General features: G+C 70.8%; 15 protein-coding genes. 11 read left to right on the top strand and 4 right to left on the bottom strand.

Going from position 1 to position 17,618, the window contains the following annotated elements; translation table 11 throughout:
* The first annotated feature begins 24 nt into the window (after window positions 1-24).
* The 4 genes from P2L57_RS19535 (at window position 25) to hutH (ending at window position 5,411) form a co-directional block, all read left to right on the top strand.
* Window positions 25-1,419 carry an adenylate/guanylate cyclase domain-containing protein gene (locus tag P2L57_RS19535; protein WP_275816240.1) on the top strand — a complete coding sequence of 465 codons (1,395 nt, stop codon included), beginning with the start codon at window positions 25-27 and terminating at the stop codon, window positions 1,417-1,419.
* Between the two features lie 79 nt (window positions 1,420-1,498).
* A complete protein-coding gene (locus tag P2L57_RS19530) occupies window positions 1,499-2,296 on the top strand; it encodes an enoyl-CoA hydratase/isomerase family protein (protein ID WP_275816238.1) in 798 nt (265 codons plus the stop codon).
* Between the two features lie 364 nt (window positions 2,297-2,660).
* Window positions 2,661-3,803: a GGDEF domain-containing protein gene (locus P2L57_RS19525; protein ID WP_275816236.1), complete on the top strand. Its 1,143-nt coding sequence runs from the start codon at window positions 2,661-2,663 to the stop codon at window positions 3,801-3,803.
* 33 nt (window positions 3,804-3,836) lie between these two features.
* Window positions 3,837-5,411 carry a histidine ammonia-lyase gene (gene hutH, locus P2L57_RS19520; protein WP_275816234.1) on the top strand — a complete coding sequence of 525 codons (1,575 nt, stop codon included), beginning with the start codon at window positions 3,837-3,839 and terminating at the stop codon, window positions 5,409-5,411.
* Window positions 5,412-6,091: 680 nt separating this feature from the next.
* Here hutH and P2L57_RS19515 read toward each other — a convergent pair.
* Window positions 6,092-6,406: an LAETG motif-containing sortase-dependent surface protein gene (locus P2L57_RS19515; RefSeq protein WP_275816232.1), complete on the bottom strand. Its 315-nt coding sequence runs from the start codon at window positions 6,404-6,406 to the stop codon at window positions 6,092-6,094.
* 146 nt (window positions 6,407-6,552) lie between these two features.
* Between P2L57_RS19515 and P2L57_RS19510 the strand changes: the two genes are divergently transcribed.
* The 4 genes from P2L57_RS19510 to P2L57_RS19495 all read left to right on the top strand — a co-directional run bounded on the left by P2L57_RS19510 (window position 6,553) and on the right by P2L57_RS19495 (window position 10,652).
* Complete coding sequence (locus P2L57_RS19510) at window positions 6,553-6,900, top strand: hypothetical protein (RefSeq protein WP_275816230.1); 348 nt, start codon at window positions 6,553-6,555, stop codon at window positions 6,898-6,900.
* 132 nt (window positions 6,901-7,032) lie between these two features.
* Window positions 7,033-8,292: a L,D-transpeptidase gene (locus P2L57_RS19505; RefSeq protein ID WP_275816228.1), complete on the top strand. Its 1,260-nt coding sequence runs from the start codon at window positions 7,033-7,035 to the stop codon at window positions 8,290-8,292.
* A 175-nt stretch (window positions 8,293-8,467) separates the two neighbouring features.
* The gene (locus P2L57_RS19500) at window positions 8,468-9,934 is read left to right on the top strand and encodes an ABC transporter permease (protein ID WP_275816226.1); all 1,467 of its coding nucleotides are present in this window, start codon (window positions 8,468-8,470) and stop codon (window positions 9,932-9,934) included.
* Between the two features lie 31 nt (window positions 9,935-9,965).
* Window positions 9,966-10,652, top strand: a complete 687-nt coding sequence (locus P2L57_RS19495; protein ID WP_275816224.1) for an ABC transporter ATP-binding protein — start codon at window positions 9,966-9,968, stop codon at window positions 10,650-10,652.
* A gap of 12 nt (window positions 10,653-10,664) precedes the next feature.
* On the opposite strand, the gene P2L57_RS19490 is transcribed toward P2L57_RS19495, so the two are convergent.
* Window positions 10,665-11,852: a 4-hydroxybenzoate 3-monooxygenase gene (locus P2L57_RS19490; RefSeq protein ID WP_275816222.1), complete on the bottom strand. Its 1,188-nt coding sequence runs from the start codon at window positions 11,850-11,852 to the stop codon at window positions 10,665-10,667.
* Between the two features lie 69 nt (window positions 11,853-11,921).
* Between P2L57_RS19490 and P2L57_RS19485 the strand changes: the two genes are divergently transcribed.
* The gene (locus P2L57_RS19485; protein ID WP_275816220.1) at window positions 11,922-12,455 is read left to right on the top strand and encodes a DUF2165 domain-containing protein; all 534 of its coding nucleotides are present in this window, start codon (window positions 11,922-11,924) and stop codon (window positions 12,453-12,455) included.
* Between the two features lie 252 nt (window positions 12,456-12,707).
* Here the strand turns inward: P2L57_RS19485 and P2L57_RS19480 are convergent, their stop codons facing one another.
* Complete coding sequence (locus P2L57_RS19480; protein ID WP_275816218.1) at window positions 12,708-13,622, bottom strand: LysR family transcriptional regulator; 915 nt, start codon at window positions 13,620-13,622, stop codon at window positions 12,708-12,710.
* Between the two features lie 142 nt (window positions 13,623-13,764).
* Between P2L57_RS19480 and P2L57_RS19475 the strand changes: the two genes are divergently transcribed.
* Together P2L57_RS19475 and P2L57_RS19470 are read left to right on the top strand one after the other, a co-directional pair.
* A complete protein-coding gene (locus P2L57_RS19475) occupies window positions 13,765-14,820 on the top strand; it encodes a YncE family protein (protein WP_275816216.1) in 1,056 nt (351 codons plus the stop codon).
* Between the two features lie 125 nt (window positions 14,821-14,945).
* Window positions 14,946-15,830 (top strand): NAD(P)H-binding protein, encoded by an 885-nt coding sequence (locus tag P2L57_RS19470; RefSeq protein WP_275816214.1) that lies wholly within the window; start codon window positions 14,946-14,948, stop codon window positions 15,828-15,830.
* 306 nt (window positions 15,831-16,136) lie between these two features.
* Here P2L57_RS19470 and P2L57_RS19465 read toward each other — a convergent pair whose 3' ends face one another.
* The gene (locus P2L57_RS19465) at window positions 16,137-17,225 is read right to left on the bottom strand and encodes a hypothetical protein (RefSeq protein ID WP_275816212.1); all 1,089 of its coding nucleotides are present in this window, start codon (window positions 17,223-17,225) and stop codon (window positions 16,137-16,139) included.
* Between the last annotated feature and the right edge of the window lie 393 nt (window positions 17,226-17,618).

Below are 17,618 nucleotides of genomic sequence, written 5' to 3'. Positions count from 1 at the left end.
CAGGGATCAGGCAGGGGGCGGCCGGTGACCGCGGAGAACGCGGCGAACTCGCCGCACGACGCGGCTGGCGGTTCCGGCGCGTCTCAATCGCCGGGCGAGCGCCGGGCGCCGGACGAGTTCGAGCCGTCGGGTACACCGGGCGGGCGCGAGACGCCGGGCGAGTTCGAGCCGTCGGGTGCACCGGGCGGGCGCGAGACGCCGGGCGAGTCCGAGCCGTCGGGTGCACCGGGCGGGCGCGAGACGCCGGGCGAGTTCGAGCCGTCGGGTACACCGGGCGGCGGCGAGACGCCGGGCGAGCGCCGGCCATCAGACGCGGACCGGCAGGAAGCACCGGACGAGCGGGAAGCACCGGACGAGCGGGAAGTGCCGGAAGAGCGGGAACCGTCTGACGAGCAGGAGGCGCCCAACGGCGAGAACCCGCTGGCGCTGCGTCTGGAGCAGATGATCCTGGGCGCCGACCGCCAGTACACGCCCTTCCAGGCGGCACGCAGTGCGGGTGTCTCGATGGAGTTGGCCTCGCGCTTCTGGCGTGCGATGGGCTTCGCCGACATCGGCCAGGCCAAGGCGCTCACCGAGGCGGATGTGCTGGCACTGCGGCGGCTCTCCGGACTCGTGGAGGCCGGGCTGCTCAGCGAGTCGATGGCGGTGCAGGTCGCCCGGTCCACCGGCCAGACCACGGCCCGGCTCGCCGACTGGCAGACCGACTCCTTCCTGGAGGGGCTCACCGAGCCGCCGGAGCCGGGCATGACCCGGGCCGAGGTCGCGTATCCGCTGGTCGAACTGCTCCTGCCGGAACTGGAGGAGTTCCTGGTCTACGTGTGGCGGCGTCAGCTCGCCGCCGCCACCAGCCGCATCGCCCGGTCCGACGACGAGGAGGCGGTGAGCCGTCGGCTGGCGGTCGGCTTCGCCGACCTGGTCGGTTTCACCCGGCTCACCCGGCGTCTGGAGGAGGAGGAACTCGGCGAGCTGGTGGAGGCGTTCGAGACCACCTCCGCCGACCTGGTGGCCGCGCACGGCGGACGGCTGATCAAGACCCTCGGCGACGAGGTGCTGTTCGTGGCCGACGACCCCGGGATCGCCGCCGAGATCGGGATGCGGCTGATCGAGACCATGACCGGCGACGAGACGATGCCCGCGCTGCGGGTCGGCATGGCCTTCGGGACGGTGACGACCCGGATGGGCGATGTGTTCGGCACGACGGTGAACCTGGCGAGCCGGCTCACCTCGATAGCGCCGCGGGACGCCGTCCTGGTCGACGGGGAGTTCGCCGAGGCGCTGGGCGCGTCGGGCGATGCGCCGGTCTCCGAGGCCGATGCCTCCGCGGACGAGAAGTACCGGTTCGCACTGCAGCCGATGTGGCGGCGCCCGGTACGCGGGCTCGGTGTCGTCGAACCATGGCTGCTGTCCCGGAGGGAGTGACCTCGGCGGCGATCCCTGCGATGATCCCTCCGTTTGCGGTTTACGGTCGTTAACACCTTGGGCCGGGAGGACGGACGGAATGACGGAGCAGAGGTACGGGGAATGGGTGGCCGTGCGCAGGCACCGGGCACACGTCGCTGAGCTGGTGCTGGACCGGGTCAAGGCGATGAACGCCATCTCCACCCAGATGGCGCGCAGCCTGACCGAGGCGTGCGCGGCCCTGTCCGCCGACCAGGACGTGCGGGTGGTCGTGCTGACCTCCTCGCATGAGCGGGCGTTCTGTGTGGGCGCGGATCTGAAGGAACGCAACGCGCTCAGCGACGCCGAGCTGGTCCGGCAGCGGCCGGTCACCCGGGCCGCCTATACGAGCGTGCTTGAGCTGCCGATGCCGACGATCGCCGCGGTGCACGGCTACGCGCTCGGCGGTGGGTTCGAACTGGCGCTGTCCTGCGATGTGATCGTCGCGGACTCGACGGCGGAGGTCGGGCTTCCGGAGGTGTCGGTCGGCGTCATCCCGGGCGGCGGCGGTACGCAGTTGCTCCCGCGCCGGGTCGGCTCCGCCCGCGCCGCCGAGCTGATCTTCACCGCCCGGCGGGTCGGGGCTGCGGAGGCCGCCGCGATCGGCCTGGTCGACGTCCTGACCGAGGAGGGCCAGGACGCCAAGGACGCACTCGCGTTGGCGGAACGTATCGCCGCGAACTCCCCGGTCGGTCTGCGGGCCGCCAAGCGCGCGCTGCGCCTGGGGCAGGGCCTGGGACTGCGCGAGGGGCTTGAGGTGGAGGACGCCGCGTGGCGCTCGGTCGCCTTCTCCGGCGACCGGGCGGAGGGCGTACGCGCCTTCAACGAACGCCGCAAGCCGAACTGGCCGGGCGCATAGGCCCTTCCGGCGGATTCGCGATGTTCGTCGGGGTGCGGCGGGTTCGGCACCGCCGGTTCCCGGCGTTGTGGTTGCTCGCCGTCGCGGCGGAGATTTCTTGCCTCGATGGCGAGCCGCCTCGATGGCGAGTGGCGCCGGGACCTGTCCCCCCGTGGGAAAATCCCCCCAAACGGAAGCGCGAACGAGCCCGGGGCGAAAAGCCGTGGAAGGCTGGGCCACAAGAACCAGTCGCCAGCCCAAGCGCACCGGAAGCCCAGAGCCCAACGCAGCGCGAGCGAGACGCTGGCCAACCAGAACCACACGCCAGTCCAAGCGCACGGGAAGCGAGAAGCCCCAGACGCCAGCGCGAGCGAAGAGGCGGAGGATGGGCGAGAAGGCCGATGCCAACGGGCGGTTGATGGCCGTCGTCGGGATAGCCCGGGCGGTGGCGGCCGCGCAGACCCCGCTGGATGTGGCGCGCGCGTCGATAGGACGCGCGCGCACCGCCCTGGGCGGATCGTTCGCCGCCATCTCCGTGTGGGAGCGCGAATCCGGCTGGCTGCGGGTCCTCGTCAACGACGGCGACCTCGCCCCGGGCGAGGAGCCGTTGCCGGCGAACGAGACGTACCCGGTACGCAACTTCCCCGAGGTCGTGGAGTACCTGCACCACGAGTGGGCCAACGGCGGCGAGCCGCACGCCTGGGTGGAGACGGTCGGCGGCCCCAGCACCGGGCCGTACGAACACCAGCGGGTGGCCGCCCTGCGGCGCGGTGGCCGGGGCTGCTGCATAGTCGCGCCCATAGTGCTGCACCGGCAAGCCTGGGGCGAGCTGTATGTGGCCCGCCGCACCGGCGGACCGGGGTACGGCAGGACCGACGCCGACTTCGCGACGGTGCTGGCGGCGGTGATCGCGGCCGGTGTGGCGCAGACCGAGCGCCTTGAGGAGGTGCGGCGGCTGGCGTTCACCGATCCGCTGACCGGCCTGGCCAATCGGCGCGCGGTGGACAGGCGGCTGAACGAGGCGCTCGAACGGCACCGGGAGCTGGGTATCGCGGTGAGCCTGGTGGTCTGCGATCTCAACGGGCTCAAACGGGTGAACGACAGCCTCGGCCACGAGGTCGGCGACCGGCTGCTGGTGGGGTTCGGCTCGGTGCTGTCGATGTGCGGGGCGATGCTGCCGGACAGTCTCGCCGCCCGGCTCGGCGGTGACGAGTTCTGTCTGCTGGCCGTGGGCGCGAGCGCGGCGGATGTGGAGCGGGCCGCGGAGGAGCTGTGCGCGCGGGCCCGCTGGCTGGGGCTCGGCGACGGTGTGGCGGTCGGGATCGCCTCTACGGACGCCGACGCCGGGCCGGTGCGCACCGCGCGGCGGCTGTTCCGGCTCGCCGACGCGGCCCAGTACCGCGCCAAGGCGGAACGTTCCATCAAGCCGGTGGTCGCCGGGCGCGCGGTGGCGGAGCTGGCCGACTCGCCGCCCCGTACGCCAGCCGAGCGGCGTAGTTTCCGCGGCCGTCGCCAAAACGAGTCGTGACAGTTAGCGATTCACTCTTTAGGGTGCATGAATATGGATATGCACAACGTGGTCTTGGGGGCGTCCGGGACAACCGCGGACGACGTGCTGGCCGTAGCCCGAGGCGCGGCCAAGGTCGAGCTGTCGCAGCAAGCGCTGGCCGGAATCGCCGCCTCGCGCGCGGTCGTTGACGCGCTGGCCGCCAAGCCGGATCCGGTCTACGGAGTCTCCACCGGGTTCGGCGCGCTCGCCGTCATGCACATCGGCCCCGATCTGCGGGCCCAGCTGCAGCGCTCCATCGTGCGCTCGCACGCCGCGGGGATGGGCCCGCGGGTGGAGCGCGAGGTGGTACGGGCGCTGATGTTCCTGCGGCTGAAGACGCTGGCGTCCGGGCACACCGGGGTGCGGCCGGTGGTCGCCGAGACGCTGGCGGCGCTGCTGAACGCCGGGATCACGCCCGTCGTCCACGAGTACGGCTCACTGGGCTGCTCCGGTGACCTGGCGCCGCTGTCGCACTGTGCGCTCACCCTGATGGGCGAGGGGAACGCCGAGGGCCCGGACGGTGTCGTCCGCCCGTCCGGCGAGCTGCTCGCGGAGCATGGCATCGAGCCGGTGGAGCTGCGCGAGAAGGAGGGCCTGGCGCTGCTCAACGGCACCGACGGCATGCTCGGCATGCTGCTGATGGCCTGCGCCGACCTCGCCCGGCTGTTCACCTCCGCCGACATCACCGCCGCGCTGTCGCTTGAGGCGCTGCTCGGCACCGACAGGGTGCTGGCGCCCGAACTGCACGCCATCCGCCCGCACCCCGGGCAGGCGGCCAGTGCCGAGAACATGCGCCGGGTGCTGGCCGGGTCCGGCCTGACCGGGCACCACCAGAGCGGCTTCGCCGGGGAGTCGGCGGCGCCGCGGGTGCAGGACGCGTACTCGGTGCGTTGCGCCCCGCAGGTCGCCGGTGCCGGACGGGACACCCTCGCGCACGCCCGGCTGGTGGCGGAACGGGAGTTGGCCTCCGCCGTCGACAACCCGGTGGTGCTGCCGGACGGCCGCGTGGAGTCCAACGGCAACTTCCATGGCGCGCCGGTGGGTTACGTGCTCGACTTCCTGGCCATCGCCGCCGCGGACCTGGGCTCGATAGCCGAACGGCGCACCGACCGGCTGCTGGACAAGAACCGTTCGCACGGGCTGCCGCCGTTCCTCGCCGACGACCCCGGTGTGGACTCCGGCCTGATGATCGCCCAGTACACGCAGGCGGCACTGGTCAGCGAGAACAAGCGGCTCGCCACGCCCGCTTCGGCCGACTCGATCCCGTCGTCGGCGATGCAGGAGGACCATGTCTCGATGGGCTGGCACGCGGCGCGCAAGTTGCGGCACTCGATCGACAACCTCGCCCGGATCCTGGCCGTCGAGCTGGTGGCCGCCACCCGCGCCATCGAGCTGCGCGAGCACTCCGGTACGGGGCTGAACGCGGCTCCCGCCTCTCGTGCGGTGCTCGCGGCCACTCGCGAGGCGGGCGTCCAGGGCCCCGGCGAGGACCGCTTCCTTTCGCCCGACCTGGCGGCCGCCGAAGCGTTCGTCCGCTCCGGCGGCCTGGTCAAGGCCGCCGAATCGGTCACCGGCCCGCTGGCGTAGCGCCCTCCCGGCGGTTCCTTCCCTACGGGGTACGCCCCGGTGCCCCTTGCCGTCGCGGCGGAATCAACTTCCGCCGCGACGGCGGGTGCTTCGCGGCGGCGACGATTCGTCACCGCCGCAACGGCGAGCAACCACGCTCAAGAGTCCGGCGGTCCGCAACCCACCTGTTCACTGCCGCGATGGCGAGCAACCACCCTCAAGGACCTGGGCAGTCCCGAGCCCGTCCACGTCGTGGTGGCGAGTGTTTCGCCGTGGCGAAGTTCTGTCACCGCCGCGATGGTGAGCGACCACGCTCAAGAAGCCCGGCGGTCGCCAGCCCGCCCGCACCGCCCAAAGAAACCCACCCGCGCCCGCGGCAGAAACCCCACCCGCACCGCGCGCAGCGGCCCCATCACCCCGCCGGAGGCGACCCCGCGCCGCGCGCAGCGGAACCCCCAACTCCGCCGGAGGCGACCCCGCACCGCGCGCAGCGGCCCCATCACCCCGCCGGAGGCGACCCCGCGCCGCGCAGCGAAAACGCCCCCGCGCCGCGCGCAGCGGAACCCCCGACTCCGCCGGAGGCGACCCCGTACCGCGCGCAGCGGAACCCCCGACCCCGCCGGAGGCGACCCCGCGCCGCGCAGCGAAAACGCCCCCGCGCCGCGCGCAGCGGAACCCCCAACCCCGCTGGAGGCGACCCCTCATCCAGTGGAGAGCGAAACCCCCCGCCGTCGGGAGACGACCAGCAGTGCCGCGCCCGCAACGAGGAACCCCGTGCCGCACACCACGTACGGCGTGGTGTTGACGCTTCCGGTGTCCGCGAGGTTCATCGCGTCGGTCGGCGCCTTGGGCTCACCCAAGGTGCCGTTGCGCGGCGCGGACTTGTGATGCGTGACGTCCTGCCGGGCGGGCGACGGGTGTTCCACGGTCGCCGACGCCGAGGGGACGAAGCACAGAGCGGCGAGGAGCCCGCCCGCGGCGGCCGTGGTGGTGGTGAGCGATCGGCGCGAGGCCATGGAACCCCCTTGCGAATACGGTGACTTCACCGTGGGCACCGATGGTAGTGAGATTTCCCGACCACAGGAAAGTGCCGTGGTGATACCCGGGCCCGCATCGCCGTGTCCGACCACGGTGCGCTGTCCAGCCGCCTACTCTCCGTCGCATGACTACGGAGAACGACAGCAGCGGCGCCGAGGAGACCCCGGCGCGTTACATCCGGCTTCAGGTGGATCTGGTCATGGAGATCACCGACCCTGATGAGCTGACCGAGGCGGCCGTGGCGCAGATCGACGGCGACGAGTTCATGCCGGAGGACGAGCGCGCGCACGCCAGGGACGCCGTCCAACGCGACGAGGCGGAGGCGCTGGCCTATCTCGTCGATCCGTTCGGCCTGGTCAACGGCGTTGCCGGGATCGAACTGGTGCAGGCGTCATGGAGCAGCGCGCACACCGAGTACGACCCGGACTCCGACGAGTGGGACCTGTACGAGGAAGAGATGGGCGAGGAGTAGCGAGACGTTCCGGGGCGACCGTCCGGTGGTCCCGGAGCGTGTCATTCCTCACAGTCCGTTGTGGGGCGGAACGGACTTAACGGGGATAGGTGTCTTCATCCGTACGAGACGTGCGGACGGATGGAGATACGTGTGAAGTCGCCGCAGAGCGGTACGGGTGCATCCCCTGGGCAGCGCCGCGGGCGTGGTGCGCGTCGTGGGCTGGTCGCGGTTTCCGTGGTGGTCGGCGGTGCGCTGCTGCTCACCGCGTGCGGGGGGTCGGGCTCCGCGGAGTCGAAGTCGGCCGCCGCGGACGCTGCCGCCGCCAAGGACGCCTCCGCCGCCAAGATCACCATCACGCCCAAGGACCAGGCGACCAACGTCGGCATCAACAACGACGCCAAGGTCGCGGTCAGCGACGGAACACTGACCAGGGTGTCGATGACCGAGGTCGACGGCGGCAAGATGGTGACCGGCAAGATTTCCGCCGACGGCAGGAGCTGGCAGCCGGACGGCCCGCTGGCCCGGGCCACCGCCTACAAGATCACGGCGGCCGCCAAGGACTCCGGCAACCGCCCGGCCACCGCCAACTCGACCTTCACCACGGTCTCCCAGGCCAACAGCTTCATCGCCTACTACACGCCGGACAACAACTCCACGGTCGGCGTGGGCATGCCGGTGTCCATCAACTTCGACAAGGCGATCACCAACAAGAAGGACGTCGAGTCGCACATCAAGGTGAACTCCAGCAGCGGCCAGCAGGTCGTCGGCCACTGGTTCGGCGACCAGCGCCTGGACTTCCGTCCCCAGGACTACTGGAAGGCCGGATCCACCGTCACCCTGAAGCTGGAGCTCGACAACGTGCAGGGCGGCAAGGGCCTCACCGGCGTGCAGAACAAGACCGTCACGTTCAAGGTCGGCCACTCCCAGGTCTCCACGGTCGATGTGAACACCCAGACCATGACGGTGGTCCGGGACGGCAAGACCATCAAGACCATCCCGGTGTCCACCGGCAGCCCGCAGCACACCACGTACAACGGGCAGATGGTGATCTCGGAGAAGTTCGAGACGACCCGGATGGACGGCAAGACGGTCGGCTTCGGTGGTGAGTACGACATCCCGGACGTGCCGCACGCCATGCGGTTGAGCACCTCGGGCACGTTCATCCACGGCAACTACTGGTCGGACAAGTCGATCTTCGGTTCCACGGCCACCAGCCACGGCTGCATCGGGCTGAGCGATGTGCGCGGCGGCGGCGACCGGACCACGGATGCCGCGTGGTTCTACGGCAACTCGCAGGTCGGCGATCTGGTCGTGGTGAAGAACTCCCACGACAGCACGATCGCCCCGGACAACGGCCTCAACGGCTGGAACATGTCCTGGACCGCCTGGAAGTCGGGCAGCGCGCTCTAGCCGGTCCGGCGCCGACGCATCGGCGCCCCGAAGGACGTTGGGCCCGGCGCTTGCGCCGGGCCCATTCTCATGTCCGTCTCATCCGGGCCTCAGTCATCCCTAACGGGCGGTTCCTACCCTTTCGCCGTCAGTCTCCCCACGCCTCCGCTGACGGGGCGTCGACGGCGAGGGCCGGATGTTCTTCACGTACCTGCGGCGAGAGCTGCGCTGCCACGCGAAGGCGGCGTTGGCCGTCGCCCTGGGGCTCGCCCTCGGTATCGGGCTGGTGATCACCGTGTCATCGGTCGCCTCGGGCATGCGGCAGGCGCAGGGCAGGGTCCTGCAGTCGCGCTACGGGCTCGGCACCGATCTGACCGTCACCAAGGCGGCCACCCCGCCGACCCGCGGCAGCACGCCGACGTTCGACTTCGCCGGGCAGAGCGGCAGTTCGGCGCGGGGCGACGACCTGGTGACGGTCCAGGGCTCCCGGTCGCTGGACGCCTCCGTGGTCTCCGCGGTCACCGGGCAAAGCGGTGTCGCCGACGCCGCGGGCGGGCTCAGCCTGCGGGTCGTCAAGGCCGACCGGCGGTTCACCCAGGGCCAGGCCCGGCAAGGCGGCGACGCCACCGGCGTGATCAACGGCCAGCACGGCTTCGGCGGCTACGGGGGCGTCACCGCCGGCCAGTCGGGCGGCGGTACGGCCGGACAAGGCGGCGGCAGCCGGTTCGACGCCGACGACTACCGCGCGTACGGCGTCGATGTGTCGCGGCCGGACATCGGACCGCTGACGTCCGCCAGGATCACCAGCGGTACCGGCTTCAGCGCGGCGCAGGCCGACGGCAGGGTCGCCGTCGTCGACAGCGGCTACGCCCGGCGCAACAACCTGGCCGTGGGCAGGTCCTTCACCGTCAGTGGCAGTACGTTCAAGATCATCGGTGTTGCCGCCGCCAGCGCGGACCCGGCCGCCGAGGTCTATCTGCCACTGCACCAGGCCCAGGCGCTCGCCAACGCCACGGGCAAGGTCAGCACGGTCTACGTCAGGGCCACCGACGCCCAGCACATCGGCACCGCCAGGTCGGCGATCCAGAAGAACATTCCGGGTACGGACGTCACCACCTCGGCCGAACTCGCCGCCGCTGTCTCCGGATCGCTGACCACCGCCGCCAACCTCGCCACGAACGCGGGGCGCTGGCTGTCCCTCGCGGCCCTGGCCGTCGCGTTCCTGGCGGCGGGGCTGTCGACCTCGTCGGCGGTCGGCCGCCGGGTGCGCGAGTTCGGCACGCTGCGCACGCTCGGCTGGAGCAGTGGCCGGGTGGTCCGGCAGGTCATGGGGGAGGCACTGGTCAACGCCCTGGTCGGCGGGGCGCTCGGGATCGCGCTGGGCCTGGCGGCGGCGTACGCCGTTTCCTGCGTCAGCCCCACGCTCACCGCGCAGGTGGCCGACGCGCCAGGAAGCGGCGGCCTCGACCAGGGCGGCAAGGCCGTCGGCGACGTGCTGCACATCGCGCTGACCGCTCCCGTCAGCGCAGCCACCCTCGCGGTCGCGGTGGCCCTCGCCGTCGGCGGCGGTCTTGTCGCGGGCGGCTGCGGCGGCTGGCGGGCCGCCCGGCTGCGCCCCGCCGACGCGCTGCGCCCCGCCGACGCGCTGCGCCCCGCCGCCTAGCGCCCGTACCCCCACCCCCCACGGAGGCCGCATGTACAGACTGACCGGTGTCACCAAGCGCTACCGCCGCGGCGACGAGACCGTCGACGCGCTCAGCGGCGTCGACCTGGTCATCGAGGGCGGCAGCCAACTCGTCATCCAGGGCCCCGCGGGCGGCGGCAAGACCACCTTGCTGCAGATGCTCGGCGGCCTCGACCGCCCCACCGAGGGCAGCGTCGAACTCGACGGCACCGACCTGGCCCGGCTGCCCGAGCCGCGGCTGACGCGGATCCGCAGCGAGAGCATCGGATTCGTCTTCCGCACCGTCAACCTCATCCCCGCCCTGACCGCCCTGGAGAACGTCGAGACGGCCCTGGTCCCGCTGGGCCTGGCCGCCGCCCAGCGGCGCCAACAGGCCGCGGAGGCACTGGAGTCGGTAGGTCTCGCGGAACACCGCGACGGCCTGCCCGGGGAGTTGTCCGGCGGCCAGCGGCAGCGGGTCGCGGTGGCCCGCGCTCTCGTGAAGCGGCCCAAGGTGCTGCTCGCCGACGAGCCGACCGGCGATCTCGACGAGGACGCCAGGGACGAGGTCATGAGCCTGCTGGAAGGGCTGTGGCGGGCGCACGGGCTGACGTTCGTCGTGGTCACCCATGACTCGGCGATCGCCCGCCGCGCGCCCCGGCTGGCCACCGTCAGGAAGGGCCGGGTGGCGGTGCGGGAGCGCGGGCCGGCCCGCTGACCTGGCCCGCGGCTACAGCTTCCCGATGTAGAGCTCGCAGAAGGCCGTGGCGGCGGCCGGGGAGGAAAGCAGCCGCTGCAGGCGGGCTTCGGCCATCCGGGCGTGGAACGGGTCGGCGTGCGTGGCCCCGTGCAGCACGTCGGCGAACCACTGCGAGAACTCCTGGTACTGCCACACCCGCCGCAGGCAGTCCGCGGAGTACCCGGCCAGCCGGGCGCCGTCGCCGTGCCGCAGCTGTGCGGTGAGCGCCGCGCTGAGCAGGAACGCGTCATGGAGCGCCAGGTTCATGCCCTTCGCACCGATCGGGGCCACCAAGTGCGCGCTGTCCCCGGCGAGATGCAGCCTGCCGTAGGACATCGGCTCGACGACGTAGTTGTGCATGTCGAGGACCTGTCGCTCGACGATGCGACCCTCGGTGATCGGCGCGCCCGGCACCGCCAGCCGGGTGTGCAGTTCCTGCCAGACCCGCTCATGGCTCCAGTTCGCCGGGTCGTCGCCCGGCGGGCACTGCAGGTAGAAGCGGGTGATCTGCGGGGTACGGGCCATGTGGGCGGCGAAGCCGCGCGGATGGATACCGAAGACGACTCCGTCGGCGGAGGGCGGCGCCTCGACGAGCAGCGCGAGCCAGCCGATGCCGTAGTCATGGCTGGCGAACACGCTCTCGTGCGCGGGGATGTGCCGCCGGGAGACACCGCGTGCGCCGTCGCAACCGGCTATGTAGGCGCACTCGACGCGGTGCGACTGTCCGGTGTGCGGATCGGTGTACGTGACGGACGGCGAGTCGCCGGTGAGGTCGTGCAACCGGACGTCGCGCACCCCGAACCGGATGTCACCGGCGGACCCGTCGGCGTAGGCCGCGACGAGGTCCGTCACCAACTCCTGCTGCGGATAGACGAAATGGTGGTGCCCGGTGAGCTCGGCATAGCGGACGGTGTGCCGCCGCGCGGCGAACCGGAACTCGAACGCGCCGTGCTGCCCGGCCTGTTGGAGCAGCCGTCCGGCGAGCCCACGGCGTTCCAGTTCGCGTACCGCCCACTCCTCAAGGAACCCGGCACGCGGGCGCTGCTCGATGAACTCCCGGCTCTGCGCCTCCAGTACGACGCAGTCGACACCCCGCTGGCGCAGTAGGTTCGCCGTCGTGAGCCCGGCGGGACCAGCGCCGATGACGGCGACCTGGGTGCGGGTGGTTGCCGTGATCATCAGTGTGTCAGCCTTCGTCTGATAGTGAGCATGTCAGCGGGGAAAGTATGTCCTAGGAGGGGAGTCGCCATGATGACCAGCAGTGGGCGGCGCAGTGGAGTGATGCGTTCGGTGGGCAGCCTGCCCGCCGCGGCGATGGCGTTGACCGGCACCGTGGCGCTGTACATCGCGCTCGTGGCATTCGGCAACATCACCGACTTCGGTACCAATCAGCAGTTCGTACGGCATGTCTTCGCGATGGACACCACGTTCCACGACAAGTCCCTGATGTGGCGCGCGATCACCTCGCACGCCGTCGCGGACGCCGCCTATGTGGCCATCATCGGATGGGAGACGCTCACCGCGTTCGTCCTGATCGCCGCAACGGTGCTGTGGGCGCGCGGACTCGCGGGCAGGGGCGGCCTGGCCCGCGCCCGGGGTGCCAGCACCCTGGGCCTGGTGATGATGCTGCTGCTGTTCGGCGCGGGCTTCATGGCGATCGGCGGCGAGTGGTTCTCCATGTGGCAGTCGAAGAGCTGGAACGGCCTGGACGCCGCCGCCCGCGATGTGCTGCTGGCAGGCGTCGCACTGGTGGTGGTACGGCTGCCGGAACGCGGGGAGTAGCCGGACAGCCCGCATTACTGCGGAGTTGCGGCGAGTAACCCCACGGCACGGCTCGACGATGCCGAACTCGCCGCAACCCGAGCAGGATCGTGCGGGCATGTTCACCGCCGTAATCGATGGGCCGTCCGATCCCTGACGGACCGAACGTAGAACGTGAACCGCGCTTCATGTCAACGGCCGTCTTACCGCAAGTGGCAGAACATAGCCGGATATCCCGTATCGCACATTCTGCGCGCTGTACGGTGCTGGCCACTAGGCGGTTTCGGCTGGATCACCGCCTGACGGGGACAGGACCGCGGCCGCCAAGCTGTTGCGGAACCAGCGGTGCCCCGGGTCGGTTGAGTTGCGGGGGTGCCAGGCCATTCCGAGGTCGAGGGGTGCCAGGTCGAGGGGGATGGGGAAGGTACGCAGTCCCAGGGCGGAGATGGTGCCGGGGAGCCAGTCGGCCAGGGTGAGCGCAACGAGGTCGGTGTCCCGGGCGAGCATCATCGCGCTCGTGTGACTGGGGACGACGACCGCGATCCGGCGCCGTAGCCCGAGTTCCGCGAGCGCGCTGTCGATGGGCCCGAGGCGCTTGCCGAGCCGGGAGATGCCGATGTGGTCGGCCGCGGCGAAACGGCGGGCGTCGATCCGCCCGTCGAAGAGCGGATGACCGCTGCGGGCGATGCCGACCAGCGTCCTCTGGGTGAGCCGTCGGGTCCGGATCTCCGGGTCCAGATGTCCGAGGACGCCCAGTTCGACGTCCACCCAGCCCTGCCGCAGCGCGGGGCCGCCCTCCACCGCCTCCGGCAGGAAGACCACGTCCACGTGCGGGGCCTCCGCGTGGATCCGGTCGGTCAGGGTCCCGGCCAGCCCCACCAGGAGCAGGTCGGTGGCCTGCACGGTGAAGGTGCGCTGGAGATGCGCGGCATCGAAACCGGCTCCGGGCCGCAGGACGTTGTCGCAGCTGCGCAGCACCGCGCTCACCTCCTCCCGGAGTTCCAAGGCTCGCGGGGTCGGGACCAGGCCCTGGCCCGCGCGGACCAGCAGAGGGTCGCCGACGGCACGGCGGAGCCGGGCCAGCGTACGGCTGGCTGCCGCGGGTGACGTGCCGAGCCGCTCCGCGGCGCGGGTCACGCTGTTCTCCTGGAGCAGGGCGTCCAGGGCTCGCAGCAGGTTGAGATCCATTGGCACTCCTGAGCTGCACGTTTACGTCTGAGTCAACTATTAGGTGCCAATTCTTGCATTGTCGCGGAATCCTCTCGCGGCGAGAGTAGGGGTGTCCGCGAAGACGCGTGACATCCCATTCGTGCCGTTTAAGGAGCCCGCGATGCGGCAGTCCCCCCGCGCCGGTCGAGAAGGCGATGTTCTGGCCGTGGTCAGTCAGAGCGGGCCGACGGTCTCGTTCTTCGACGCCGCCTCCGACCGGCACATCGACACGATCGAAATCCTCACCGAGCCGCACGAGTTGTGCTTCGACCCGACGCAGCGACTGCTGTGGTGCACAACGACATATCACTCGGGCTACTACCACGCGAACAGCGGCCGACGCACCGAGCTGACCGTCATCGACCCTGACACACGCCGCATCGTCGAGGTCGTCGACCTCGCCCCGGAACACGGCCCGCACGGGCTGGCGTTGGACACGGCGCGTCGTCGCCTGTACGTCAGCGTGGAGGGCTCGGCGGATCGGCCCGGCGGCGTCGTGGTGATCGACACGGAGACCCGCCGGCCCCTGGGCAGGATCGACACGGACGCGCCCGGCCCGCACTGGTTCGCCATCGATCCGGCGGGACGGACGGGTTACGCCACCAACAAGGAAGCGCCGTTCGTGTCGGTCGTCGACCTCGAACGGGGAACCCTCACCGCGAAGGTCGAGGTGCCGGGCAGTGAGGGACTCGCCGTCGCCGCCGACGGCACGCACGCCTTCGTCGCCTCGCCCTACGGTGGTTCCTTCTCCCCCACCGCCGAGGAGCGGCCAGACGCTGGAATCCGGGTCATCGACGCCCGGACGGCGTCCGTCGTCGACACCCTGCCCACCGAGAACGTCGTCCTGCCGGTGCACCTGACGTCGACGGGAAAGCTGCTCGTGGGCGAACTGCGCATGGAACCCGACCCGGAGTCCCGACTCGGACGCCACGCGCCGGGTCGCCTCACGGTGTTCTCCGCCGACACCCGCAAGCAGCTGGGCGAGATCGAGGTGGGGCTCTGCCCGCTGACCATCACCTCGTCGCCCGACGGCCGGATCGCCTATGTGGCCTGCGTCGCCTCGTCCACCGTCAACATCGTCGACCTGGAGACGCTGCAGGGCCTGACCCGGCTGGACATCGCCAAGCTCGGCGAGCCCGGCGCCCACGGCCTGGCCTACATCCCCCGCCCGGCCTGACCGCCGTGCGGACAAAGCGCCATGCCATCGGCAGCTGACCCCGCGGCGAAGGCCCGGAGCTGCACACCGCACTCCGCTCGGGCCGCCGTCGCCCACCAACACCCCAAGGAAAGAAAAGGACTTACATGCTTGTCATCACCGCACCCACCAGCACCATCGGCCGCCAGCTCGTCGATGCCCTGCTCGATCTCGGGGCACCGCTGCGCCTTGTCGCCCGCGACCCCTCGCGGCTCGCACCCGAGGTTCGTGAGCGGGCCGAGGTCGTCGAGGGCTCGCACAGCGACGCCGCCGTCATCGACCGGGCGTGTGAGGGCGCCGAGGCTGTCTTCTGGCTCGCGCCGGACGATCCGGCCGCACCGAGCACCGAAGCCGCCTATGTCGACTTCACTCGCCCCGCGTGCGAGGCGTTCGCTCGCCACGGCGTCAAGCGCGTCGTGGGCATCTCCGTGCTCGGACGCGGGACGCCGATGGCCGGTCATGCCGGCCTGGTGACCGCGTCGCTGGCGATGAACGACCTGATCGCCGCCTCGGGCGTCGCCTACCGGGCGGTGAGCTGCCCGTCGTTCATGCACAACCTGCTGCACCAGGTCGGCGCGATCAAGGACCAGGGCAAGTTCTTCATGATGATCGACCCGGACCTGAAGAGCCCCACCGTCGCCACCCGTGACATCGCCGCCACCGCCGCGCGGCTGCTGCTCGACGACTCGTGGAAGGGGTCCGGCCAGGTCGCCTGCCTCGGGCCCGAAGACCTGTCGCCCAACGAGATGGCCCAGATCATCTCCGAGGTCCTCGGCACCGAGATCAGCTACCGGCAGATTCCGGGCGCGGCGTTCAAGGAGCGCCTCACCGGCTTCGGGATGACCGACGCGATGGCGCAGGGGATGGTCGACATGTTCGACGCCAAGAACCAGGGCCTCGACAACGCCGAGCCGCGCACCCCGGAGTCGACGACCCCGACGACGTTCCGGCAGTGGTGCGAGGAGGTCCTCAAGCCCGCCGTGACCGCCTGAATCCGCAGCCCGACGATCACCACCGAACGGCTCCGCGCCGGCGCCACTCGCCGGCGCGGAGCCGTTCGGGCTATGTGACCCATGGCGATACGAGCAGCGATCCACGTCAGGGATGTCACCCGCGGGCATGCCCAACCACGACACCCCCGACCAACGTCGCTGGTCGGGGGCCGAGCTGCCTACTCGCTGTAGAGGTGGTGGATTCGAAGGTGGGATTCGAGCCCACGGTGGTGCCGCCTCCGACGGTCGTCACGATCGTGTGGGGGCTGTCTCGATCATCGGGACTCCGCCGGTACTCCTGCAAGCTCAGTGCCTGCCGGAGCCGGCGGCGTCGCAGTGCGGGACGCTGTTGGGCGGGGCGCAGTTGGTCGGGTGGTTCTTGACGACGGCGCTCTGAATGAGGTCCACCCTGAAGGGCGTCAGCTTGGGCGAGTTCCCCTTGCTCTCCTCGCGCCGAGGGCTGCCCGTCGTACCGATGAAGAGGCCGAGGCGGATTCCGGAATTCGCGATGCCGCCGCCGGTGGTGGGTCCGCCGTTCGAGGTGTTGTGGCTGACGATGCTGCGGTAGAGAGTTGTCGGCTGGTCCGCGCCGGTCTGGATGCCGCCGCCGTCCATCCGGGCGATGCTGTACCTGATCTTGGTGTGCTTCAGGCGCAGCGGCCCGGTCTTGAGGTTGATCGCCAGGGTGACGATGCCGCCCCCGCGCTCACCGGCGTCGTTGCCGTCGACCAACACGGAGTCGAGCTTGGTGTCCCCCGCGTTGGCGAGGCCGCCTCCCCAGGCTCCGCCCGTGTTGTCGTGGAGCGTGCCGCCCTGCATCGTCATCGTGCCGTTGGTGGCCACTCCGCCGCCGAAACCCGCTCGGTTGTTGCTGATCGTGGTGTTCTTCAGGGTGAGCGTTCCCAACTGGTTCCAGATCCCGCCGCCGGCGCCACCCACGTTGTTCCTGACCGTCGAGTCGATCAGGGTGAGGCTGCCGCGGTCGTTGAAGAGGCCCCCACCATTGGAGCTCCCGACAACGGTTTGGCCATAGCGCACGGTGATCGACTTCAGGCTGAGGCTGCCGCCCTGCGTCACATGGAAGATGCGGAAGGACGCGGGGGAATTGCGATCGATTGTGGTGTGGTCTCCGGTGATCCGCACGTCGCCGGTGATCACGGGCAGGCCATCACCCATGTGGTCGGCCTGCGTCAAGGTATAGACGCACCGAGGGGCAAGGGTGATGCTGCCGCCGCTGGTATTCGCGTTGTTGATGGCTGCCTTCAGGGCGGCGATGTCGTTGCACGGGACGAAGGTCGAGCCGTGCGCCTGCGCTTGTCCGGCGGGCAGAAGGGTCAGGCACAGGCCGAGGCCGGTGACGGCGGTGACGGTCGTGCGTCTGAGCGTGTCAGTCATGAGGCTTCCCTTGGCTGTGGGGGGAGGGACTACACGATCCCGGTGACGCACAGCTGTCGAAACGTCACTGAGCACCACTGATCGCCACTCAGACATATACGTGGTCATTCAACGCACTCCGAGCCTGCCGTTCGGACGCACTGCCCCGGGCCAGCTTCACGCGGGTGTGCCGTGAGGCCCAGTTCGGTCAGCAGCCCCGGCAGGTCACGGCATCGGCCGGGGCGGAGCCCGGCCGTCGACGTCGAAGGCGGCCCGGGTTCATCACGGCGCCGGCCAAGACCCGACCGGCGTCGCCGACGGCACTGGATCGGGGTCCGCAAGGGCACGGGGCCGTTCGGCGGTACACCAGGTGAGGCTGCTACGCCTGGCGGTTATGAAGGAAGTGCCATTTGA

Source organism: Streptantibioticus ferralitis, assembly GCF_029223525.1.
GTDB lineage: Bacteria > Actinomycetota > Actinomycetes > Streptomycetales > Streptomycetaceae > Streptantibioticus_A > Streptantibioticus_A ferralitis.
The sequence above is the reverse complement of the archived record's forward strand: the minus strand, read 5'-3'. Positions and strand labels throughout refer to the sequence as shown.

What these genes read in the sequence shown, in the direction of transcription:
- hutH (WP_275816234.1), top strand. Translation starts at nt 3,837, where the DNA reads ATGGATATGCACAACGTGGTCTTGGGGGCGTCCGGGACAACCGCGGAC.
- P2L57_RS19485 (WP_275816220.1), top strand. Translation starts at nt 11,922, where the DNA reads ATGATGACCAGCAGTGGGCGGCGCAGTGGAGTGATGCGTTCGGTGGGC.
- P2L57_RS19480 (WP_275816218.1), bottom strand. Translation starts at nt 13,622, where the DNA reads ATGGATCTCAACCTGCTGCGAGCCCTGGACGCCCTGCTCCAGGAGAAC.
- P2L57_RS19515 (WP_275816232.1), bottom strand. Translation starts at nt 6,406, where the DNA reads ATGGCCTCGCGCCGATCGCTCACCACCACCACGGCCGCCGCGGGCGGG.
- P2L57_RS19465 (WP_275816212.1), bottom strand. Translation starts at nt 17,225, where the DNA reads ATGACTGACACGCTCAGACGCACGACCGTCACCGCCGTCACCGGCCTC.
- P2L57_RS19530 (WP_275816238.1), top strand. Translation starts at nt 1,499, where the DNA reads ATGACGGAGCAGAGGTACGGGGAATGGGTGGCCGTGCGCAGGCACCGG.
- P2L57_RS19490 (WP_275816222.1), bottom strand. Translation starts at nt 11,852, where the DNA reads ATGATCACGGCAACCACCCGCACCCAGGTCGCCGTCATCGGCGCTGGT.
- P2L57_RS19500 (WP_275816226.1), top strand. Translation starts at nt 8,468, where the DNA reads ATGTTCTTCACGTACCTGCGGCGAGAGCTGCGCTGCCACGCGAAGGCG.
- P2L57_RS19475 (WP_275816216.1), top strand. Translation starts at nt 13,765, where the DNA reads ATGCGGCAGTCCCCCCGCGCCGGTCGAGAAGGCGATGTTCTGGCCGTG.
- P2L57_RS19470 (WP_275816214.1), top strand. Translation starts at nt 14,946, where the DNA reads ATGCTTGTCATCACCGCACCCACCAGCACCATCGGCCGCCAGCTCGTC.
- P2L57_RS19525 (WP_275816236.1), top strand. Translation starts at nt 2,661, where the DNA reads ATGGGCGAGAAGGCCGATGCCAACGGGCGGTTGATGGCCGTCGTCGGG.
- P2L57_RS19510 (WP_275816230.1), top strand. Translation starts at nt 6,553, where the DNA reads ATGACTACGGAGAACGACAGCAGCGGCGCCGAGGAGACCCCGGCGCGT.
- P2L57_RS19495 (WP_275816224.1), top strand. Translation starts at nt 9,966, where the DNA reads ATGTACAGACTGACCGGTGTCACCAAGCGCTACCGCCGCGGCGACGAG.